General features: G+C 42.3%; 20 protein-coding genes. 8 read left to right on the top strand and 12 right to left on the bottom strand.

Annotated features, from left to right (window positions below):
- Positions 1-273: 273 nt before the first annotated feature.
- The 4 genes from FGG79_RS13085 to FGG79_RS13070 all read right to left on the bottom strand — a co-directional run bounded on the left by FGG79_RS13085 (position 274) and on the right by FGG79_RS13070 (position 4,399).
- Complete coding sequence (locus FGG79_RS13085; protein ID WP_138779035.1) at positions 274-816, bottom strand: histidine phosphatase family protein; 543 nt, start codon at positions 814-816, stop codon at positions 274-276.
- 97 nt (positions 817-913) lie between these two features.
- The gene (locus tag FGG79_RS13080; protein WP_481747283.1) at positions 914-1,726 is read right to left on the bottom strand and encodes a ZIP family metal transporter; all 813 of its coding nucleotides are present in this window, start codon (positions 1,724-1,726) and stop codon (positions 914-916) included.
- A gap of 262 nt (positions 1,727-1,988) precedes the next feature.
- Positions 1,989-3,611 (bottom strand): hypothetical protein, encoded by a 1,623-nt coding sequence (locus tag FGG79_RS13075; RefSeq protein WP_138779031.1) that lies wholly within the window; start codon positions 3,609-3,611, stop codon positions 1,989-1,991.
- A gap of 2 nt (positions 3,612-3,613) precedes the next feature.
- Positions 3,614-4,399, bottom strand: coding sequence for an ABC transporter ATP-binding protein (locus tag FGG79_RS13070; RefSeq protein WP_138779029.1), 786 nt, complete (start codon positions 4,397-4,399; stop codon positions 3,614-3,616).
- A gap of 218 nt (positions 4,400-4,617) precedes the next feature.
- Between FGG79_RS13070 and FGG79_RS13065 the strand changes: the two genes are divergently transcribed.
- The 4 genes from FGG79_RS13065 to FGG79_RS13050 are packed head-to-tail and all read left to right on the top strand — an operon-like array spanning position 4,618 to position 8,395.
- The gene (locus FGG79_RS13065) at positions 4,618-5,013 is read left to right on the top strand and encodes a GntR family transcriptional regulator (protein ID WP_138779026.1); all 396 of its coding nucleotides are present in this window, start codon (positions 4,618-4,620) and stop codon (positions 5,011-5,013) included.
- Positions 5,000-5,902 carry an ABC transporter ATP-binding protein gene (locus tag FGG79_RS13060; RefSeq protein WP_138779024.1) on the top strand — a complete coding sequence of 301 codons (903 nt, stop codon included), beginning with the start codon at positions 5,000-5,002 and terminating at the stop codon, positions 5,900-5,902. Before FGG79_RS13065 ends, FGG79_RS13060 begins: the two co-directional genes overlap by 14 nt.
- Positions 5,874-7,838 carry a DUF6449 domain-containing protein gene (locus tag FGG79_RS13055; protein WP_138779022.1) on the top strand — a complete coding sequence of 655 codons (1,965 nt, stop codon included), beginning with the start codon at positions 5,874-5,876 and terminating at the stop codon, positions 7,836-7,838. Before FGG79_RS13060 ends, FGG79_RS13055 begins: the two co-directional genes overlap by 29 nt.
- A 23-nt stretch (positions 7,839-7,861) precedes the next feature.
- Positions 7,862-8,395, top strand: coding sequence for an RNA polymerase sigma factor (locus FGG79_RS13050; RefSeq protein WP_138779020.1), 534 nt, complete (start codon positions 7,862-7,864; stop codon positions 8,393-8,395).
- A 203-nt stretch (positions 8,396-8,598) separates the two neighbouring features.
- Here the strand turns inward: FGG79_RS13050 and FGG79_RS13045 are convergent, their stop codons facing one another.
- From FGG79_RS13045 to FGG79_RS13035, 3 genes are all read right to left on the bottom strand, one after another.
- Positions 8,599-9,321 carry an amino acid ABC transporter ATP-binding protein gene (locus FGG79_RS13045; RefSeq protein WP_138779018.1) on the bottom strand — a complete coding sequence of 241 codons (723 nt, stop codon included), beginning with the start codon at positions 9,319-9,321 and terminating at the stop codon, positions 8,599-8,601.
- Positions 9,318-9,974, bottom strand: coding sequence for an amino acid ABC transporter permease (locus tag FGG79_RS13040; RefSeq protein ID WP_138779771.1), 657 nt, complete (start codon positions 9,972-9,974; stop codon positions 9,318-9,320). The genes FGG79_RS13045 and FGG79_RS13040 overlap by 4 nt, the downstream gene beginning before the upstream one ends.
- A gap of 168 nt (positions 9,975-10,142) precedes the next feature.
- Positions 10,143-10,958 carry a basic amino acid ABC transporter substrate-binding protein gene (locus FGG79_RS13035; protein ID WP_138779016.1) on the bottom strand — a complete coding sequence of 272 codons (816 nt, stop codon included), beginning with the start codon at positions 10,956-10,958 and terminating at the stop codon, positions 10,143-10,145.
- A 233-nt stretch (positions 10,959-11,191) separates the two neighbouring features.
- Between FGG79_RS13035 and FGG79_RS13030 the strand changes: the two genes are divergently transcribed.
- The gene (locus FGG79_RS13030) at positions 11,192-12,058 is read left to right on the top strand and encodes an STAS domain-containing protein (protein WP_138779014.1); all 867 of its coding nucleotides are present in this window, start codon (positions 11,192-11,194) and stop codon (positions 12,056-12,058) included.
- 73 nt (positions 12,059-12,131) lie between these two features.
- Here FGG79_RS13030 and FGG79_RS13025 read toward each other — a convergent pair whose 3' ends face one another.
- Positions 12,132-14,876 carry a GTP-binding protein gene (locus FGG79_RS13025; RefSeq protein ID WP_138779012.1) on the bottom strand — a complete coding sequence of 915 codons (2,745 nt, stop codon included), beginning with the start codon at positions 14,874-14,876 and terminating at the stop codon, positions 12,132-12,134.
- 244 nt (positions 14,877-15,120) lie between these two features.
- Complete coding sequence (locus tag FGG79_RS13020) at positions 15,121-16,314, bottom strand: MFS transporter (RefSeq protein ID WP_138779010.1); 1,194 nt, start codon at positions 16,312-16,314, stop codon at positions 15,121-15,123.
- A gap of 365 nt (positions 16,315-16,679) precedes the next feature.
- On the opposite strand from FGG79_RS13020, the gene pxpB reads away from it, so the two are divergent.
- The 3 genes from pxpB (at position 16,680) to FGG79_RS13005 (ending at position 19,625) form a co-directional block, all read left to right on the top strand.
- Complete coding sequence (gene pxpB / locus FGG79_RS13015; RefSeq protein ID WP_138779008.1) at positions 16,680-17,399, top strand: 5-oxoprolinase subunit PxpB; 720 nt, start codon at positions 16,680-16,682, stop codon at positions 17,397-17,399.
- Positions 17,396-18,403 (top strand): 5-oxoprolinase subunit C family protein, encoded by a 1,008-nt coding sequence (locus FGG79_RS13010; protein WP_138779006.1) that lies wholly within the window; start codon positions 17,396-17,398, stop codon positions 18,401-18,403. Before pxpB ends, FGG79_RS13010 begins: the two co-directional genes overlap by 4 nt.
- 79 nt (positions 18,404-18,482) lie before the next feature.
- On the top strand, positions 18,483-19,625 hold the full coding sequence (locus FGG79_RS13005; protein ID WP_138779769.1) for an NRAMP family divalent metal transporter: 1,143 nt from the start codon (positions 18,483-18,485) through the stop codon (positions 19,623-19,625).
- A gap of 123 nt (positions 19,626-19,748) precedes the next feature.
- On the opposite strand, the gene FGG79_RS13000 is transcribed toward FGG79_RS13005, so the two are convergent.
- The 3 genes from FGG79_RS13000 to rlmD are packed head-to-tail and all read right to left on the bottom strand — an operon-like array spanning position 19,749 to position 21,614.
- On the bottom strand, positions 19,749-19,943 hold the full coding sequence (locus FGG79_RS13000) for a YwbE family protein (protein WP_138779004.1): 195 nt from the start codon (positions 19,941-19,943) through the stop codon (positions 19,749-19,751).
- A gap of 43 nt (positions 19,944-19,986) precedes the next feature.
- Positions 19,987-20,217 carry an excisionase family DNA-binding protein gene (locus FGG79_RS12995; RefSeq protein WP_138779002.1) on the bottom strand — a complete coding sequence of 77 codons (231 nt, stop codon included), beginning with the start codon at positions 20,215-20,217 and terminating at the stop codon, positions 19,987-19,989.
- 20 nt (positions 20,218-20,237) lie between these two features.
- Positions 20,238-21,614 carry a 23S rRNA (uracil(1939)-C(5))-methyltransferase RlmD gene (rlmD, locus tag FGG79_RS12990; RefSeq protein ID WP_138779000.1) on the bottom strand — a complete coding sequence of 459 codons (1,377 nt, stop codon included), beginning with the start codon at positions 21,612-21,614 and terminating at the stop codon, positions 20,238-20,240.
- Positions 21,615-21,722 lie beyond the last annotated feature (108 nt).

The raw sequence follows: 21,722 nt of genomic DNA, 5'->3' as shown, positions 1-21,722 counted from the left end.
ACATGGTATCAGATGGTTTCGATACCATATAAATTTTTTATCTAAAAGAAAAAGAGCCGTTCTCATAACAGCTCTATGGTTGAGTATTTCACCATACTTCCCTCTAAACCGATTACCTTCTTAAACAATCGTTTAGTTCCATTAGCCTTGCGAGATTAACTCCTTCAACTCTTAATCAAACGTTTGTTTAGTTTTCTAGCAGCTCAGTGAGACGGGCAATCTGGTCTATCCTTCTCTCTTTGAACTATACAGATTTTCAGGTAACCGGTGAGATCATGAGGTGTTGTTTTGATACACATACACTTTCCCATTGGTCGGCTTGCTGAACGAAGGACCGGTAAATCCACGTTTTCTCAATGCTTTTTTCATCAACATCATGATGCCGCCGTGGCCCACAATGAGGACATCTTTCCCTTCGTGAATGATTCTATCAACAACTCCGTTGACTCTCTCCTCAATCTCACGCCTGCTTTCCGGCTGGGACTCATGGTTAAACCACCAGGCAATCCTAATCATGATTAAGTGAAGAAAAAACGGAAGCTTCTTGTTAGAACGGAATAGGGGAGACAGTCTGATTTCTCTCAGCTCCTCCAAAAAATGAATATCCCCATCATATACCGTTTGTGCCGTTATTCGGGCCCTGGATAAGTCACTTGAATAGCAGCTTCTCCAATCGACCGCTTGGAGATCTACTTCATTTCCTTCTACATCAGACGCATCATACTCTTCCACCCACTTCATCAACTCTTCGGTGGTTACAAATGATGCCGGGTAACCCCTTGTAACTTTAAAATGACGCACGAGACCAATCTTCATACAGTTCCCTCCCAGTATCATTATACTATTTTTTGATACTATTTTTTGGAAACAAAAAAAGCATCCGGTCGAAACCGAACGCTTCCCAAGATTGAAATTATCCTAACGACACATCCAGAATCATCATCACAACAAATCCCAGCATAAGTCCTAGTGTAGCCAGGTCCGTACTTCCAGAGGATTGAGACTCCGGAACCAGCTCTTCTACCACAACGAATATCATTGCACCCGCCGCAAATGCAAGGGCATATGGAAGGATAGGCTGTATGAGTAGGACAGCTGCAGCACCGATGACGGCAGCAATCGGCTCAACAATGGCTGAAATTTGACCATATTGAAAGGATCTAAAACGGGACATCCCGTCTCCCCGCAATGGAATCGACAATGCCGCCCCTTCTGGCATATTCTGAATTCCGATACCGATAGTAAGACCGATTGCTCCTACAAGGGTGGCATCTCCCAGTCCAAGGGATGCAGCCCCAAAGGCAACCCCGATGGCGAGACCTTCCGGAATATTATGAAGTGTAATGGCGAGAAATAGTAAGGTCGATTTTTTAAATTTTGTCGGAGGTCCTTCTGCTTTCTCCGAACTGCTTCCCAAGTGAAGATGAGGTACGACAAAATCTAATAACCTGATAAAAAGTCCACCTAGTAAAAAGCCGATCGCAGGGGCCAGCCATGGAATCTGACCATTTTGCTCGCTAAACTCTATCGAAGGAGCCAGTAGGGACCAAAACGAAGCCGCAATCATGACGCCTGCCGCAAATCCAAGCATCATGTTCAATGTGTGCTTTTCAATTTTCGTAAAGAAGAAAACTGTGGCCGCTCCAAGGGCAGTCAACCCCCATGTCACCATACCTCCAAACAAAGCTTGTACTGCTGGATTAAATCCACCTAGCCAATCCAAGATCATTTCTGCTCACTCCTCCTATCAAAAAATGTCGAATACCACCATTTTGCACCTAGGAAACTTTCTTTGTCAAAGGAAGTGTTTATACCTGTTATAAAAGGAACTACAGCACTTCCCAATCTTAATTTACCTAACTGTTAGTATTGATCTTATTTTATATACTACCTAACTTTGAAAAACCTATTCCTAGAAGAGACTTGCTTGGTAAGGATAGGTAAAATAGGATATGCGCTCCCGTCTTCATAAGACAAGAGCGCATATCCTATTGATCCTTAATCGCTGTTTTCCACACGATCCAATTCGTGACGAGCAAGAGAACGAGATAGATTGGAATACCAAACGGCAGCCGGAGAGCCACATAATGCAGAGCTAAAAACACACCGACAATAATATAGAAAGGAAGCACCTTCCAGCTGTCACTTTGCTGGATGCCTTCAAAGCTTTCTGAAAAAGGCAGTGTCCCTCTCAACAACTCTAAGCATACGACTGTGAATATACAGGCACTAACAAAAGCGATGATGACCTCAGGAATGATGCGGTAACCAAATAGAAAGATAAAAACAATGCTTAATAAGGTATATAATGGAAGAAATAGTTTCACAAGGAATGCTTTTAACGTACCTTTGTAAACGGAGGCCATGCTAATGACAGGCGCTACTTTATATATCCAGGAGCCTTTGTATTTACCTGAATAGTTGAGCATCATCACCACAGTTGGAATGACGATGAAACTTGAATAAATGGATAGATACATGCTGGAAGTCAGCAGATCTTCCCGGGTACCCTCCATCAATCCATTAAAGATGAAAATAAAAGGCATAACCATTGCGAATCCAAGTGCCGGGTACACCTTTAGTTTAAATTCCCTTTCGTTTTTCATCATGTACTGGGCAAATCGATAAAAGGCTCTTTCTTCTTTCGACTTGCACAAAACCATTGTGAACCCCTCACCGAGTCGAAAAGCAGATTTCTTCTTATTCCCGCCATGGGAAGACAATTTCTGAAGATTCTTCTCAAAAGTTGGCAATGCTTTCACATAAACGATAAGGGCAAGGAACGGAAAGACGACGGCGATACATGATAGAATCAGGATCAATCCGTTATGGTTTCCGTTCAGCAACCATTCAAACGGAGCACCGAACCAGATTGGAGGAAGAAAGATATTCCACCACTTGGGTGTAAACGTAATCGTTAAATCAACAAATTCAAAGGAACGAGCCACAACCTGGTAACCTACCGCCAGGCCGACCGACAATCCGATTTGAACGTAATTGATGATATCCTTCAGCTTTTCCCCATCAAAATATTGCAGGATGAAATAATAAAGCATGGCCGTAAACACAACAATGAATATGTTCATGAGAAAGATCCCTGCCAGGAAGATCAAAAAGAAAGAAATCCCTTTATTGATCAAGCCCACCACCAAAGGAATGGCTGTCAGAGAACCTGTCAGGAAGAAAAGATAAATAAACACATGAATCGTTTTAGCCAGACTGATCGTTTTTCTTTCGACAGGCTTTGTAAAGAGAATCGTATGATCCCTGATATCGAGAATGACGACCGAGAAATCTGAAATCATGGAGGTCATGACGATGAAAATCAGTATGGCAAAGGTTATGCTCATTTGGAAAAAATATTGATCGCCAAAGAACATAAAAGGAATTACAAATAATCCAAATAGGGCATACACCCACAGAGATTTAATAAAGCGGTTTTCATCCTTCCCTTTCTTCCTCCCTTGTTGCTGAAAGATTGTCGGAACCCGCCTTTGATCCATCGTAAGTTTGACTTGGAGGATTCTTCTCAATAATCGGTAATCGAACCCAAGCTTCGTAATTAATCCTCTAAACCAATCCAGAAACAGCAGTGTACGAAATTCCCTCATACTTACACCTCTTGCACAACAGAAACAATTTCCGTTGCCGTTTCCTTGTGCTCATTAAATCCGGTTAATTGATTGAAGATTTCTTCCAATGACCCTTCCATACTCTGATTCTTTAATTCTTCAAAACTTCCATCTGCCACGATTTGTCCATTATGCAAGAGTATGATGCGGTTACTGATCTTCTCCACAACATCCATGATGTGTGAGGAATAGAAGATCGTTTTCCCTTGTTCAGCAAGCTGTGCCAATAATTCTTTAAAGATCATAACCGAGTTGGCATCCAATCCATTGATGGGCTCATCGAGGAATAAAACATCGGGATTATGTAATAGACTCGAAATAATCAAGACCTTCTGTTTCATCCCCTTTGAAAAGGACGCAATTCTTGACTCATACACCTCGGATAATCCAAACAATCCCATGAGTTTCTCCGCTTTCTCCCCGGCCTTACCCTGCTCAAGCCCATATAACTCCCCCATGAAAGTGAGGTATTCTTCTGCCGTTAAGTTATCATAAAGATCCGCCATTTCAGGAACATAACCAATACGTTTCTTATAGTCAACTGAACCCTTAGAAATGTCTTCACCGAATAACGTCACCTGTCCAGAATATTCTTCTTCAAGTCCGAGGATAATCTTAACTGTTGTACTTTTCCCCGCGCCGTTCGGACCGATATAGCCAATAATCTGTCCTTTATAAACATCCAATTGAACGCCCTTTAACACTTCCTTTGATCCAAACTTCTTTTTCAAATCCTTGATCGATAGAATCGGTTCTTGTACGTCCATATGAATCTCCTTTTTTCCTTAGATATGCCTATGCTAACATAAATTTCCTTTTATGGTCAGGAATTTATGGAATACACATGATCTTCCTTCCCTATCCGCTTCTCTGGACCCCATTCTGAACTATTTTTCATTTCCCCTCTTCCCAACTGGTAGAACTTGTTATATACTTTAACTGTATTAAGACACATAGTACACTACACACAATTGGGAGGGTGGATATGTTTGAGCTTGATTTAAGAAGTCGTAAGCCCATTTATGAACAATTAGTCGAGAAATTTAAAGAATTAATCATCAATGAAGTGCTGAAGCCTGACGAGCAATTGCCTTCGGTTCGTGCACTTGCCCAGCAGCTGACCATAAATCCAAACACAATCCAAAAAGCATACAGGGAACTAGAAACTCAAGGATACATCTATTCGGTGAAAGGACGGGGTAGCTTTGTTAATCCTTCAAGTCACATTCAAAACGCGGAGAAGATTATGAAAGTAAAAGAAGAATTGTCTAAACTTTTGTCTGAAGCCATGTATTTAGGGATCACACCGGAAGATTTAAAGCAGATGATTGCGGATATCGAGGCAACGGTTGGAGGTAATCAAACTCATGATAGAGATTAAAGAAGTAACCAAAGACTTTGAAGGCACGGAAATCATTCATAATATAACTTTTTCTGTTCAAAAAGGTTCGATTTACGGACTGCTCGGATCGAACGGTGCAGGAAAGACCACCTTACTTAAGACGATAGCTGGAGTGCTTAAGCCTGCAAGCGGTGAGATTCTCTTGCAGGATGAGCCTATTTACGAAAATATCGAGACGAAGGAAACCTTGTTTTTCATCCCTGATCAACCGTTTTTCTTTGCCCATTATACATTGCTTCAAATGGCACGGTTTTACCAGAACACCTATAGCCGGTGGGACGAAGAGCAATATACATCTTTAAGCAGCCAGTTCGGGATTGATCCTCATAAAAAGCTTCATAAATTCTCCAAAGGCGTGCAGAGGCAAGCGGCTTTCATACTGGCTCTGGCCACTCAACCAGATGTGCTGATTTTAGACGAACCGATGGATGGCTTAGACCCCGTTGTGAGGAAGAAAGTCAAGAGCGTGCTGATTTCAGAGGTAGCCAATCGGGATATGACCATCCTCATTTCATCTCACAACCTGCGGGAAGTGGAAGATATTTGTGATCATATCGGAATTTTGCATCACGGTCGATTTTTACTGGAGAAGGAACTTGATGACTTGAAGTCAGGCATTCATAAAGTGCAGCTGGCATTCAAAGGTGACATCCCAGAGCAACTTTTTACGAAGCTTGAAATTCTGCATAGGGAGAACCGTGGAAGTGTTTCCCTCTGCATTGTTCGAGGGGACGAAGAGCAGGTAAGGGAAATCATCAAGCCCTATCATCCGGTGATCTTTGATTTGTTGCCATTGACCCTGGAAGAAATTTTTGTTTATGAAATGGAGGACGTCGGATATGCCATCCAAAACATCATGGATCAATAAGGAAATCATCGTTCAAAGCCTTCGGAGTACTGGATGGGTGGGCATTGTTTATTTTGTCGGTCTACTGTTTGCTTTGCCGGTTGATATTATCGGTCAATTATCCAGGGACAACCAATCCTATCCGATTACGATTTACGATAATCTGTTTAAAATGCAATACCCAATACAAATAGGGTTGATGTTGTTTATTCCGGTCATTCTCTCCTTGTTCCTATTTCGTTATTTACATGTGAAACAAGCAGGGGACTTCATGCACAGCCTCCCGATTAAGCGCAGTAAATTATTTTTCCATTTTACCGGGGTGGGGTTTAGCCAACTCATCATTCCGATAGTGCTCAATACGATTATTTTACTATCTCTTTATATGTTCACAGATCTTCCACAATTCATTGAGGTCAGTGACATTTTAATCTGGTGCGGCATTACTGCAGTCGTGAGCCTGCTTCTGTTCACGGCAGCTACCTTGGTGGCCATGATAACGGGCCTGACCGCCGTTCAAGGTGCAATGACCTATATCCTGCTCTTATTACCAGCAGGAATGTTTATGCTCATATGCTTCAGTTTAAAAAATCTGTTATTTGGATTTCCTGAGGATTATTTCTTCAATGTTCAAATTGAGAAATACTCCCCGCTCATCAAGGCGGTATACCTTGAGAATACACTCTTTTCCGGTATAGACGTCTTGCTGTTCTTCACTATCACTCTCGTATTATATGGTTTATCGTATATGTTATACAACATGAGAAAAGTGGAGGTTGCCTCCCAGGCCATAGTGTACCCTTTCTTGAGACCGCTGTTTAAATATGGTGTCGCATTCAGCTTCATGCTGGTCGGCGGGATGTACTTCTACGGAGTATACCAGACTCAAGGATGGACATTATTCGGGTATTTTATTGGGTCTCTCATCGGTTATTATCTTGGTGAGATGGTCTTACAGAAACATTGGAGAGTCTTCCGTCACTGGAAGGGCTATGCAGGATTTGCCTTCGCCGTTGCTCTTCTTGGTTTACTCATTCAGTTTGATCTTTTCCAGTATGAAGAGAAGGTGCCTGATCTGGCTGATGTTGAAAAGGTTCACGTCAGTTCGAGCTATTATTCGTTAACAGATAATCCCGATAATCTAATTAAAGACCCGTTTATGACAGATCCAAAAGCCATTGAAGCTGTTCTGGATCTCCATGAGGAAATTGTTCACATTCAGGATGAAATACATGGGACGGATGAAAACCGGGAACAGATCTTTCTTTATTATAAGATGAAGGATGGAAGCAAGTTGGTGAGGAATTACCAGATTGATAGAGGAGAATTCGATTCTGAGTACGCTTCCCTTTATGAAATGAAGGATTACAAAGAGAAGACGGAGCAGATTTATGGTGTTGATTCTGGCAAGGTGGATAAAATCACCCTCTATAGCGAAATGGGGAACAAACCTAGCATCACCATAGCCGACCCTCCTGAAATCAATGAAGCCATCGATATTTTAAAGGAAGAAACGTATCATGATTCGTTTGAAGATCGTGACAAAGTTAATCTTTACAACGTTGAACTCCTTTTATCCGACGGTCAATGGTCAAATGTGGGCGTAACACATAACTATAAGAAATTCATAAGCTGGCTTCAGGATAAAGGATACTTAGAGGATATTAAGATGACAGCATCAGATATTGAATGGATGTATGTGACAGATCAAGTACCTAACAATGACCAGTTATTTCAACCGACGGAACAAGCAGTTACGGAGTTAAAAGAAGAAAACAAAGGAATCGAAGTAAAAGATACCGGCCAGATAGAAACCATTATGGATCAACTGGTATATGATCATGTAAATAGTGGATACAACGTCATCATCAAGTATCAGAACCAAGAGTCCTTCCAAACCTTTGGGTTACAAAAGGAAGATGCACCTTCCTTTATCAAAGCTGAGTTGAACAAGTGAAGTTAAGAAGTCGAGGTGACCTTATGTACACATTGGAAACATCTACATCTCCTCCCGCTTTCGAGGAGATGTATGAACACTTTCACAAGCTGATCTATCACATCGCTTATAACCTGACGAAGGACGTCCATTTATCTCAGGATATCGTACAGGAAACCTTCCTGAAAGCATATGTGAAGATAGACACACTGATGGATGGCGCTAAAACAAAAGCATGGCTCACTTCGATTGCAAGGTGTACGGCCATTGACTTCATCCGGAAACGATCGAAACGTAATGAAGTATGCATAGAAGATCATGAAGAGTTACACCCCATTCAGGAACATCGCCATACGGAAGAAGAAATCGAAGCACGCTTCCTTAAGAGCAGCATCGAGTCCAACATTAAGAGGCTGCCTCTCTCTCAACAGGAAGTCATGGTATTGAAAGTCACGGGAGACCTGAGTGACAAAGAGATTGCATTAAAGCTGAATCTCCCTTCTTCCACGGTCAAAACCCGTTTTCACCGCGCAAGGAAACAGCTCTATTCCATCGTTCATACAAATATATCTGCATAAGAAAAGGAGCCTCGATGAGAAGGCTCCTTTTCCTGTTGAAGGGTGGATTTGAAAATAAATCCTCGTTTTTGAAAATAAATATCCTGGAATTGAAAATAAACCTTCAGATTTGAGAATAAACCCCTCCGAATTGAAAATAAACGTCAGGATCGGGCTGTTCCTCCTCCAAACTACAGGACTTCTTACTCTCAATCGACCAAAATCTATAACACTTTGCTCAGAAATGCCTGCGTTCGTTCATGTTTAGGACTTCCAAAGAGCTCAGCCGGTCTGTTTTCCTCGACGATATACCCGCCGTCCATAAAGATCACACGGTCCCCCACTTCTCTGGCGAATCCCATTTCATGGGTAACAACCACCATAGTCATCCCCTCTTTCGCCAGTTGTTTCATTACCTCCAACACCTCTCCCACCATTTCCGGATCCAGAGCCGATGTCGGCTCATCAAACAGCATGATCTCAGGCTCCATGGCTAGTGCCCTTGCGATGGCTACACGCTGCTTTTGTCCTCCTGATAAAGAGTCAGGATACACGTAAGCTTTCTCTGCCAGCCCCACCTTATCTAGAAGCTCTAAAGCTTTTTTTTCCGCCTTATCCTTAGACCATTTTCTTACCTTCATTGGTGAAAGCATAATGTTTTGAATCACGGTTTTATGAGGGAATAAATTGAATTGTTGAAAGACCATTCCCACATCTGTACGCACTTTATTGATATCAGTTTGTTTGTCGGTTATATCCCTGTCTTTAATATACACATGTCCATCGGTGATTGATTCTAAAAGGTTTAAGCACCTGAGGAACGTTGATTTCCCTGATCCGGACGGCCCAATGACAACGACCACTTCCTGAGGGTCAACCTTGACATTAATATCTTTCAATACTTCTAATTCTCCAAAGGATTTCTTAAGATTCTCTGCTTTAATCATTCGGTTGCCATCCTCCGCTCAATATAGTTTAGTAGATACGTAAGAGATAGAGTAAGGATTAAATAAATGATTGCTACTGCTAAGTACGGTTCCCATACGCGGTAATATTGTCCCTGCATGGCCCGGCCCCAGTACATAAGCTCCGGTGCCGCGATGACTGCTGCCAGGGAAGAGTCTTTCAGTAACACGATGAACTCATTCCCAAGAGGCGGGATCATCCGCTTAAATGCCTGCGGGACGATGATATACCTCATCGCCTGGATGTTAGTCATACCTAGGGAACGGGCTGCTTCCATTTGCCCTCTGTCAATGGACTGGATACCACCACGGAAAATCTCAGCGATATAAGCTGTGGCATTCAGCGACAACGCTACTAGAGCGGAAACAGCAGGGTTGATTTCCGACATGATCATCGGCATGACGCCGAAATGGATCAAGAGGATCTGTACAAATAACGGTGTTCCCCTGAAAAAATTTATGTACCAAATGAAAGGTGTCCGAACGAGCAGGTAGGGTGATATCCGGAAGATCCCCATTAGCAGACCAAAAATCAGTCCGAGAAAGATGCCTCCCACCGATAAACCGATTGTTAATAGTGCCCCTTTTAAAAAGAAGGGTAAGTATTCCCCGATAATGTCCCATCTGAAATCCACCATACGATAACTCCTTTTGTCTAGTTAGCGACGCTGTGTCGCTTCCCACTTCGATAGTAAGTAATTAGACCCATATAAGAGGCACAGTTCAAGAAGGAACAGGACCTCTTCCATCACTTTATTCTTGAAGGCCCAGTATTCCCTTCTTTCTCTATGCCCCTCGTTTCCTTATTCTGCTTGTTCTAGTAAAGCGTCTGTATTCGGCTCTTTACCAAACCATTCTTTGTAAATTTCAGCATATGTTCCATTTTCGATTACTTCTTTTACTGCTTTATCAAAATCATCTTTCAAATCACTATCTTTCGAAAACATCAAGCCGTAAAATTCGGATTCAAAGTTCTCCGGATCTTCCAACGTATTGAAATTGTCTTGTGGATTGTTTTTTACATATTCATTTACGACGGTGTTATCCGTTACGACTGCATCTACCTGTCCTTGCTTTAACGCCGTAATCGCTACGACATTGTTTTCATATTTCGAAATATCAGGACTGTTTTGGCCGACAATTTTCTCTGCTGCCTCTTGACCAGTCGTACCATTTTGGACCCCGATTTTAAGACCTTTTAAGTCATTAGCACTCTTAATATCCACATCTTCTCCAAACATAATCATATGAGTAGATTCAAAGTAAGGGTTTGAAAAATCAAACGTTTCCTTACGGTCATCATTGATCGTGATTCCGGAGATTCCCATATCGACTTCCTTGCCGCCTTGAACCGCTGCAAATAATGGATCCCAGCCAATATTCTTCACATCGTATTCATAGCCGGCTTCTTCCATCACGGCATCTAAGAAATCAATGTCAAATCCGACTACTTCCCCTTTATCCATATACTCAAATGGAGCAAATGCAGCATCGGTTCCGACAACTAGTTTCTCTTTTTTGTCTCCTCCACCGCTTGCTTCATCGCTTCCACAGGCAGTCATGATGCCTGCCATTCCTATCATACATACCAGTAATAATCCTCTGACTCTCTTTTTCATCGTTGTCCCCCTAAAGTTTTTTGTTTTTTCTAATAATTATAATTATACATAGATTCTCAGACAATTCCAACTATTATTAGAATATTACTAGAATTAAGAATATTACTCGGCAACAATCCTACTTAGCTTTCCTATATAACAAGTTCGAACAGAAGTATTTCTACCTTATTCATTGACAGCCCTTTCAATAGGTTTCAAAATAGAAGAATAAGCCAATTTCAAAGGGAGAGTCTATGGATACACATTCGTCTCATTTATATGAATATTTAGTTGATCACGCCTTAGAATTTACAGAAGACTGGTTACGCTTTCAGAAAGTTAAACCTGGATCACACTACTCTCTTGATTCTCCACCCGAAGTCCTCAATAAAATAAAGGAACAGAATTCTCATTATGTGAAGCTTATTGCTAAATGTCTGTTGCTTTCGACTGAAGAGTCAAAGGAATTAATTTCTAACTGGACAAAGGAAACAGCTGCCGACCGCAGTAAGTCAGGTACGACCCTGGATGAAGTTGTACATAATTCAGGTGTGTTTAGAAGGGTGTACTGGACGTATGTCGAAATGTTCGTGGAAGAAGAATCTGAATTAAACATCCAGTTGAAAGAGGTATTTGAGTGGGAACGGAAGATTAACTTCGCCTTGGATTATATTTTAGAAACGTTCACATCGACGTTCCTGTCGATCTTGATGACCAGGCTTCATGCTCAATCTACGTTGATTAAAGAATTAAGTACACCTGTTATTTCTTTATCCTCTGAAGTCGGGCTCCTGCCTATCATTGGGGACATCGATACGGACCGAGCAAGGACAATAGTCGAATCAACACTCCAACAAAGCGCTGATTCCCATCTATCCTTGTTGCTCATCGATTTATCCGGAGTAGTTCTGATCGATACCATGGTTGCACAGCAAATCTTTCATTTGATCGATGCTTTAAATTTACTTGGAGTGAAATCCATCATCACGGGTATCCGTCCCGAAGTGGCTCAGACAGCCATCCACTTAGGCTTGAATTTCTCTAAGATCCACACTGAAAACTCCCTTGAACGAATCATTGCGAGTGTTATTCAGGAAAACAGTGAATTTTCTCCTATCTAACCAGGGAACAGAATTATTTTTAAAAAAAGACTGATTCAAAAAGGGAGCCCCCTTTTATGAATCAGTCTTTTTCTTATGAATAATGGCGGGAAGCCTTAAAGCTCGCTTTCACCATGTACTCGTGTTGAAGCAGTTGCACTTCAAATAAAGTGATCGGATCGAAATACTGTTCTGGATTTGCTTTCATTTTCTTTAGTGCTTCTTCATCGACCCTAATATTTGTTTCCGTATCTTTAATCGTCACTTCTAATTGTTTGAAAGGCTCCGCAAAGAATGAATGTACATCCTGCTGCAATGATTTTTCAAATAAATCAAATTGAAGGAAGAATTTATCGATAACGGATGCGGTAATATCTTGATAATCCTCGTTCTCCAAATAGCGTTTGTATTGATTATGGAGAAGCGACTTGTTCTGAGGAAGGACTCCGAGAAGCTTTCCTGCACTCTTCAATAAGAATTGGGCAGGCTTAAATCTCAATAAAATATTTTCTTTATCAATTTGTGCTCTCGTCCCCATTCTGCTGACATCCCTGCGCCAGTCGTCAATCACTTGGAAATCGCATTGTAATACGACTTTATCCTTACCAAAGAGGGCGTTAAAGGTTTCACTCATTTCATTCAAATACACCTGACTATCTTGAAGCTCCTGCTTTGAGAATCCAAGCCAATCCTCAAGGGAGGTAACGTATCGAGGCATGAGATCCCCTTGAATATACTCTTGGATTCGTGTATTCATCGCGTCATTTAATTCGGTATGAATCTGTCGGAAGTCACTTTCTTCACTGATTAATTCCGAGCAACCGCTAAGGATAGCAGGAATCTGTTCGGAGATTTCCTTCTTCATGGCTTCTTTTTTCTTATGGAAAGAATCTTTGATAATCGACACCTTTTCGCTTTGCATGTCTCCTAGGTAGTTCTCAAAGCCATTTAGACGTGACAGGATATCTTCGTTATTTGCGATAGTCTCTTTTAAGTCATTTTCACGATTCTTACGCTTTGAGTATAGATCTCTTAATGTCTTTCTCACCAGATAAAATAATTTGGCTCCACGTTCAGATTTGAGGGTGCTTCCTTTAAACCTGTACTGTTCGTTTATGAACGCTTCTACATCGTTTCGCTGCAGATGAACAGCTTCTAAGGATGAGTATGGCAGCACTTCTGCATCCGGGAACCATTCCCGGGCTTTGTTTCGTGTCGATTCAATGATTTCTTCTGTATGGTCTGAATGGGATACCTTGTCCATTTTGTTTAATAAGAAATGAACGTTCAAAGGCTGTCCGATTTCCGTTATTTTCCTTAATATTTGTCGATCCTCTGAATTGAAAGGTGCATCGGCATTCAAGACAAATAGTAACCCATCGGCTACAGGATAAAATGCGGTCAAATCATCCAGATCTCTTTGCCCAGTTTGAACATCAATGATGGCACTTCCATTTCCCTTAAGAAATTCAGACGGAATCTTATACTCGACAAATGCCTCTCTTTGCATCAGTTCTTCAAAATCAGCGATGCTTTCTACTTTATGAATCCCCTGATCGTGGATCTCATTCACTTCCACCTGCTGATCGTGATAGCTATAAATGATGGTAGAGTCCTCAGCCTCTCCAACGCTTTCACCCAAAACGGATTGAACGAAGGAAGACTTCCCGCTTGAGGTGCTTCCTGCAATCAAAAGGTGATGCTCACTCAGATCCATTAACTGCTCAGCGATCCACTGGGTTTTGTATCCTACTGGCGAGTCATTACGTGCAGACCAATGAATGATTTTGTTCAAGAACAGAATGATGTCTTCGAATCGGGCCTGATAGGAGTCCCCTTCCAGAAGGACCATTTCTGCCTCTTCGGTTACCACCTGCTCGATGCTGTAAGAAAACACGTCGCCCCAGGCTAAAACGGCTGCCGCTGGGAATAGGGGCTGTTGATCCCTGCTCACTTTCAACCAATTGGTCAGCATGCTTGGCATAAAGCCTTCTAAGTCCTTCACAAGGTAATCGCCTTCCAGGAAGCCCATGTACGCCTCTTGAAATTGAGAGAGGATGTCCTGCCACGATTCGTTCGGAAGAACTTCTACATATTCAAAGATCCTATTGACCGTCAGCATCCATTCAATATGGCCAGCCGAATGACTTCTGTAGCTTGTCCATAGAGAAGAAACCAGTTCCTTGAATTGCTTACGATCCTTTTCATACGCGGCAATCAACAAATCATAGAAATAATTCGGGGCAAATGCCCTTGTATGTCCTTGGTCACCATATTCCCTCAGCACCATAAACCAAGAAGGATCCCCGGTTCGAATCGATTCCTGTACCGCCAATTCCACGGCTTTCTTCCAGTCTTCTTGTTCCTCATAAAACGTTCTGGCAAGGACCGCAACATTCGGATAGTCTGGATCAATCGATAAAGCCTTCTCGATTATGCGATAGGCAGACTTGATCTTGTTTCGCTCGATATAAAGGGAAAATAATTGCAGGGACACTTCCATCGTTAGAATCGTACTTTCTGTTTGGATAGAGGTGTATACATCTTCTGCAGACGAAAGCATCCCTAATTCGTAATAAGAATCTGCAATATTCTTCTTTGCCCAGGGCTCAAGCTCATTCAGTATGCTTTCCCATTTAAAGATGGCCGCTTCATAGTCTTTGCTATGAAAATACACTTCTCCTTGTGCAAAGCGAATGAACGTTAAATCGTACGGTTCATTTTGCTGTTCTTCGACAAATGCTTGTCCAAGCACTTCGATCGGATGAGGTGCCCCGTCATTGTCTACTAAAAAAGTTTCATAGAATGACTTTTCCATCAGTAATTTTTCTTCTGTCATAATGTCCTCCGTTATATGTGGGCCTCCAGTAGAGGAGACTCACAGACTTGTCTATTTCTATCATTCTAACAGAATTTCATCGTGATAAAATTTCATTTCCTTTTCAATTTCCGATTGATTCTTTCTGCCTTGATGCTTAGGAATCACTTACATTACAGAAAAAAGGACTCTCCATTACGAAAGGTTGAAGTCACCTTTATAACAGATAGTCCTTTATACTTACCACCAATCCCACACCATCAAACTATGGTGAAGTCTGGTGAACGAGTTTTTTGTGTTTTCGGCCTTCAAGAATAGAGACGACTAGTGCAATGAGCAGGAATAGGCTGGAGATTTGGAATAATACACCTGTCTCCACATATTGAGCCAGGACGCCAAATACTAAACCGCTCAGTCCAATCCCAAGATCGATGGATGAGAAGAACATACCATTTGCCACTCCTCGTCTATGATCTGGCGTCATAGACAATGTCCATGATTGAAGAGTTGGAATCAGCGATCCAAATCCAACTCCAAATAATATGCCTGCAATAATAATGAGGAGATCAGAATGTGCGAAAGACAGCACCCACATCCCTATAAACGTAATCGCGATACAGAAACGGACAAGCCCCTTAGGTCCACGTTCATCAAACCACTTTCCGGCAATTGGTCTGGAGAGGGACGCCATGATCGCATTGCATAAATAGAACAAGAAGATATGTTGTATTCCTCGTTCTTCCCCAAAGATGACGATAAACGTAACGATTGAACCATAACCGAACGTGACCATGATGGTAATAAACGCCGGGAACCAGCTGGATTTCTCAACTAAAGAGCCAAGATAAGAAAACGTCAAATCTTCCTTTTTCGTTTCTTTGACCACTTGAGGTGTTCGGTAGTGTACGATCCCCAACAAGATAATCGCAATGACACCAAGGGCACTTGATGTGATGATCAGGTTCGTGAAAGTTGTTACCTGGAATAAGTAGATGCCAAGACTCGGAGCAATGATCATCCCAATCGTAATCGACAGTCCATAATACCCCATTCCTTCTCCTAAACGGGATTTTGGTACCACATCGACGGCAGCCGTTCCATTAACCGTGGTCGACCATCCCCAAGCGAGTCCATGGACAAAGCGGAATAATAGAAAAATCAAAACAACACTAGACAATGGATAAATCACCGTAATCGCGAGTAACGAGATCCCCCCTATTAAAACAAGAGGTTTCCTGTCTCTATATTCCAACATAAACCCAATGAACGGACGGCTTAGCACAGCCCCAATTGAAAATAACGTCGTCACCAATCCAATCTCAAGACCCGATGCACCCAGCGACTTAATATAAGGTGGAAGCGTCGGAATCAACATCTGAAATGACATAAACACAAACAAGTTTCCTACCATCAACATAATAAAAGACCTCGTCCATAAACGATCCTTTACCTTCACCATAGGAAAACCCCCTTTCAACATCTATCAACAATCCCCACGTCTTAATCAATGAGGATACTATTTCGGATTACTAAATAATAGCACATAAAACATAAATTCGATACGAATGAACACTCGTGAATACCAGCTAGATTTTTTACAAAAACTGATAGAAAATGTTTGAAAGGATCGTTTCACTCGAATAATCCCAAAAAACTCCTCCAGAATAACTTAGGTGCAAAGCCTTATTCTCACCAAATAACCATCTAATTCCCGACCTTATATTGAAATGACAAAAAATTATACTATAATAACAACATGGTTAAAATTTCTGAATAATCATTTTTATCCTTAGTAAACAAACAACTAAGAATGGAGGTAGTTCCTTGAAGTATACGTTACGACCAGTAGGCGATCATGCAGTCGCCATCCAATTAGGAAACTCAATCCAGCAAGAAACTCACAAACTTGTGAAAGCGGTAACATACTTTCTCGAAACCCAAACAATCGATTGGCTCGTAGAAATTATTCCTGCATTTACAACCGTCACCCTTTATTACGATCCAATCAAGATCATTGCATCCAACAAACCATTTCAAAACACATTGCCATACTCAATTGTTTGTTCAGAAGTCGAACATATCCTGTCCCAACTCACAATAGGAGAACAATCACAATCACGCATCATCGATATTCCCGTCTGCTACGGAGGAGAATTCGGTCCAGATCTTGAGGAAGTCGCAACCCATAACGGAATGTCTTCAGATGAGGTCATCCAAACACATTCCAACGGTGAATACCTTGTATACATGATTGGCTTTGCACCCGGTTTCCCTTATATCGGTGGCATGTCTTCAGATATTGCGACTCCGAGAAGAGAATCCCCTCGGCTGAAAATACCGGCTGGAACAGTCGGGATCGCAGGAGAGCAAACCGGCGTATATCCTATTGAAACACCAGGTGGATGGCAGTTGATCGGACGTACCCCCCTTAAACTATTCAAGCCTGAACACGACGAAGAACCAAGCTTACTTAAAGCCGGAGATCAGATCCGCTTCAAACCGATTTCACTAGAAGAATATAAAGCATTGGAGGAGGAACAATGATTAATGTAAAGAAGCCCGGCCTCCTTTCGACCATACAAGATTTAGGAAGGCATGGCTATCAGAAATACGGCGTCATCGTAAGCGGAAGTATGGACCCTCTCGCCCATAAAATTTCAAACCTTCTAGTTGGAAATGATGAAAACGAGGCAGCCCTTGAAATCACCCTGATGGGTCCTGTCCTGGAATTTAAGGAAACCACTCTTATCTCGATCTGTGGCGGAGACTTATCTCCAACCATTGATGGGAAGCCTGTTCCGTTAAGAAGATCCCTGTTGATCAAAGCTGGAAGTGTCCTCAAATTCGGTGCCTCTAGAAATGGCTGTCGCAGTTACCTTGCAGTGGCCGGTGGATTCAATGTACCAACGGTCATGAACAGCAAGTCCACCTATGTAAGAGCCGGGATTGGAGGTTTGGATGGCCGCCCCTTGAAGGCAGGTGACGCCCTGCAAGCAGGAAGACCGCTCAAGAAAGAATCAGAAAAGATCATTGACTATTTACTGCCTTATTTGGAGGACAACCATTTCACAGAGATCGATTGGTCGATTTCCTCTGAATTTATTTCCTCCTATCAACAGAAGCAGGCGATCCGGATAATCCCTGGAACCGAGTATGAGTTATTTTCTGCAGAAAGTCAGGAACAATTTTTCAATAAACCCTTTAAAGTCTCTGCTCAATCAGATCGGATGGGATATCGACTAGAAGGTCCTTCCCTCTCTCTTGAAGAAGAACTCAATATGATATCAGAAGCGGTTGTTTTCGGAACGATTCAAGTTCCGTCGAATGGAGATCCTATTATACTGCTTGCGGACCGGCAAACAACCGGAGGGTATCCGCGAATCGGGTACATCGCTTCAGTGGACCTTCCTCTCATCGCTCAAACAAAGCCTGGAGATGAATTGACATTCACTATGGTCACTCAGGAAAAGGCGCAAGAGCTATACATAGATCGGGAGAAACAATTAAATCATTTAAAACAGGGCATTGCCCTGAAATGTAACTCTTAACACAATCCATGACAGCAAAGGAGCGAACCTCTTGAAGAAAAAATCGAATTTTAGTCTTTTATTGGGAGCTGCATTCTTAATGGCGACATCTGCCATTGGACCAGGTTTCCTAACTCAAACAACCGTCTTTACCGAAAAGCTTGCCGCAAGCTTTGGTTTCGTCATTTTAATTTCCATACTCATTGATATCGGTGCCCAGCTAAATATATGGCGAATCATCGCTATTTCTGAAAAAAGGGCCCAGGATATCGCGAACGATGTCTTACCGGGCTTAGGCTATTTCCTATCCATTCTCATCGTCGCTGGTGGCTTAGCCTTTAATATCGGAAACATTGCCGGGGCGGGATTAGGAACAAATGTCCTGTTCGGGATTTCACCTGAGATGGGTGCGTTATTTAGTGGGATTGTAGCGGTTGGAATCTTTCTTGTGAAAGAAGCAGGAAGACTAATGGACAAGTTTGCACAAATCCTAGGATTACTCATGATCATCCTTACAGTGTACGTGATGTTTACGGCGAATCCTCCTATTGGGGAAGCCGTAACGAAAACATTTGCTCCAGACACCATTGATTTCTTAGCCATTATTACACTGGTAGGAGGTACAGTCGGAGGCTATATCACGTTTGCCGGTGGTCACCGATTATTGGAAGCAGGAATAACCGGGAGGCAAGCACTTCCAGAGATTACGAAAAGCTCTGTATCTGCCATTGGTATCGCATCCATCATGCGAATCTTTCTATTCTTGGCAGCTTTAGGAATTGTCGCGCAAGGATTTACATTAGACCCTTCGAATCCTCCTGCGTCTGTATTCCAATTGGCTGCAGGTGATATTGGGTACAAGATGTTCGGAATTGTCATGTGGTCCGCCGCTGTTTCATCCGTTGTAGGTGCCGCTTATACGTCAGTATCTTTTATCCGTACATTCAGTCCCCTCCTGGAAAAATATCATAAGTGGCTGATCGTTGGATTCATTTCAATTTCCACACTCGTATTTGTGATTGTAGGGAAGCCCGTCGCTATTTTGATCCTGGTAGGTTCCCTAAATGGATTGATCCTGCCAATCGCATTAGGTGTTATGCTGATTGCCGCTCATAAAACCAAAATTGTCGGTGACTACAAGCACCCGATTTGGATGACCACGTTCGGGGTACTAATTGTCGTGGCCATGTCTTATATGGGAGTTTACGCATTGATAAAAGGAATTCCTCAATTGTTTAGTTAGATGTAAAAAAGACCACGATGGTCTTTTTTACATCTGTCCAGGACAAATCAGAACATTGATTTTGGTACCAGGAACGTAATCAATCGCCTGCGAAAAAAGAGACCTCATTGGTCCCTTTCCTTTCTACTGAATGATATTCTTCACACGGCCAACTTGTCCATCAGCCAACCGGACTTTGATGCCGTGTGGATGATTCGGTGAGTTGGTTAAAATGTCTTTCACAATCCCACGGGTCAATTTGTTTGTTCTTTGGTCTTTTTTCAGGACGATGTCCACTTCGAGACCTGGTTTAATATTGGAACGCTGTTGTCCGCTCATTGTATTCTCCATTTCTATAGATAATTTCCGGAATCATACAGGATCAGTCTTCGTCTTTCACATCGATATCTTCCGGAATCGGTTCACTTAAATAGTCAGCGAGCTGCCGCTTCATTTTTTCCATTTGCTCCAGATGCTGATTAAATTGATCACGGTATAATAAATATTGTTCCCCGTCATGTACCGCCCGTATTTTCTTTTGTTGCACAAGGCTTTCGATATACGATTCAGGCAGGGACAGAAATACCGCTGTTTCTTTAATGGTGAGATACATGGGCTTTCTTCCTCACTTTTTTATTCAACTAATTCTATCTTGGCAACTGCTTCACAATGCATCGTCTGTGGGAACATATCAACAGGTTGGACCCCTGTTGTTTTATAACCGCTGTCCTCGAGAATTCTCAAATCCCGGGCAAGTGTTGCAGGGTTGCAGGATACATAGACTACCTTCTTTGGTTTCATCGCTATGATGGTATTGAGAAGGGCTTCATCACAGCCCTTTCGCGGAGGATCCACAACTAGAACATCCGCTCTTATTCCTTCTTTATACCAATCGGGGATGACCACTTCCGCAGGTCCCGCTTTAAATTCTACATTCGTTATGCCATTTAATAGAGCATTTTGCTTCGCATCTACTATCGCCTGTGGAACAATTTCAACCCCGTACACCTTCTTTGCCTTTTGGGCAAGGAATAACGATATCGTTCCAATCCCACAATACGCATCAATGACCGTTTCTTCACCTTGGAGATCCGCATATTCTAAAGCTTTATCGTAAAGCACCTTCGTTTGCTCAGGGTTCACCTGGTAGAAGGATCTTGCAGAAATCGCAAACTTCACGTCCCCGATATAATCATGGATCACTTCTTCCCCCCATAAGACGCGGGTGCTGTCTCCCATGATCACGTTCGTTTTTTTAGGATTCACATTATGAACAATCGATTTTAATCCTTCAATATTCCGAACAAGCGCTTCGACAATGGCATCCTTATGAGGAAGCTCTTGTGTCCGTGTGACCAGGACAACCATCACTTCCCCCGTCGTATACGCCGTCCGTGTCATCAGATGACGCAGCGTCCCTTTATGATTCTTCTCATCATAGGGACGGACCTCCACCTTCTCGCAAATGTCCTTCACATGCTGGATCACTTCATCATTCTTTTCATATTGAATGATGCATTTGTCCATATCAATAATCTCATGACTGCGCTTCTGATAAAATCCGGCTACAAATCGGCCATCCTTTTCCCCTACAGGCACTTGCGCTTTATTCCGGTAGCGCCATGGTTCTTCCATTCCGAGAACAGGGTGCACCTTTACGTCATGTAGCTTCCCGATACGCTGCATAACATCACGAACATTTTTCTCTTTTGCTTGCAGTTGTCCTTCGTAGGTCATGTGTTGTATCTGGCAACCCCCGCACTCCTTGTAAATCGGGCAAGGAGGCTCGTGGCGAAATGGACTTTCTTTCGTGCGTTCTGTCAGACGCCCGAAACCATAGCCCTTGCTCGTCTTCACGACCTTCACCTTGCCTTCTTCACCTGGCAGTGCATTGGGTACGAATAATGGGTATCCGTCGACCTTTGCGACACCATTCCCATCATGTGTCAGGTCTTCGAATACCGCTTCATCTATATAATCATTTTTCTGAACTGGTGCTTTTTTACTCACGTATATCTTCCTTTACGAATTCCTTTTTAAGACTCTACTGATTGTACCATAAATGATAAGGGAGAATGAAATGGATGGAGGTCCGTCCCTTGTAAATAAAAAAGCATC

The organism is Bacillus sp. BHET2 (genome assembly GCF_005938125.1).
Lineage (GTDB): Bacteria > Bacillota > Bacilli > Bacillales > Bacillaceae_B > Rossellomorea.
The sequence above is the reverse complement of the archived record's forward strand: the minus strand, read 5'-3'. Positions and strand labels throughout refer to the sequence as shown.

Excerpts from the sequence above, each read along its gene's own strand:
- FGG79_RS13085 (WP_138779035.1), bottom strand. The coding sequence starts at position 816 with ATGAAGATTGGTCTCGTGCGTCATTTTAAAGTTACAAGGGGTTACCCG.
- FGG79_RS13075 (WP_138779031.1), bottom strand. The coding sequence starts at position 3,611 with ATGAGGGAATTTCGTACACTGCTGTTTCTGGATTGGTTTAGAGGATTA.
- FGG79_RS13070 (WP_138779029.1), bottom strand. The coding sequence starts at position 4,399 with ATGGACGTACAAGAACCGATTCTATCGATCAAGGATTTGAAAAAGAAG.
- FGG79_RS13065 (WP_138779026.1), top strand. The coding sequence starts at position 4,618 with ATGTTTGAGCTTGATTTAAGAAGTCGTAAGCCCATTTATGAACAATTA.
- FGG79_RS13060 (WP_138779024.1), top strand. The coding sequence starts at position 5,000 with ATGATAGAGATTAAAGAAGTAACCAAAGACTTTGAAGGCACGGAAATC.
- FGG79_RS13055 (WP_138779022.1), top strand. The coding sequence starts at position 5,874 with ATGCCATCCAAAACATCATGGATCAATAAGGAAATCATCGTTCAAAGC.
- FGG79_RS13050 (WP_138779020.1), top strand. The coding sequence starts at position 7,862 with ATGTACACATTGGAAACATCTACATCTCCTCCCGCTTTCGAGGAGATG.
- FGG79_RS13045 (WP_138779018.1), bottom strand. The coding sequence starts at position 9,321 with ATGATTAAAGCAGAGAATCTTAAGAAATCCTTTGGAGAATTAGAAGTA.
- FGG79_RS13035 (WP_138779016.1), bottom strand. The coding sequence starts at position 10,958 with ATGAAAAAGAGAGTCAGAGGATTATTACTGGTATGTATGATAGGAATG.
- FGG79_RS13030 (WP_138779014.1), top strand. The coding sequence starts at position 11,192 with ATGGATACACATTCGTCTCATTTATATGAATATTTAGTTGATCACGCC.
- FGG79_RS13025 (WP_138779012.1), bottom strand. The coding sequence starts at position 14,876 with ATGACAGAAGAAAAATTACTGATGGAAAAGTCATTCTATGAAACTTTT.
- FGG79_RS13020 (WP_138779010.1), bottom strand. The coding sequence starts at position 16,314 with ATGGTGAAGGTAAAGGATCGTTTATGGACGAGGTCTTTTATTATGTTG.
- FGG79_RS13010 (WP_138779006.1), top strand. The coding sequence starts at position 17,396 with ATGATTAATGTAAAGAAGCCCGGCCTCCTTTCGACCATACAAGATTTA.
- FGG79_RS13005 (WP_138779769.1), top strand. The coding sequence starts at position 18,483 with ATGGCGACATCTGCCATTGGACCAGGTTTCCTAACTCAAACAACCGTC.
- FGG79_RS13000 (WP_138779004.1), bottom strand. The coding sequence starts at position 19,943 with ATGAGCGGACAACAGCGTTCCAATATTAAACCAGGTCTCGAAGTGGAC.
- FGG79_RS12995 (WP_138779002.1), bottom strand. The coding sequence starts at position 20,217 with ATGTATCTCACCATTAAAGAAACAGCGGTATTTCTGTCCCTGCCTGAA.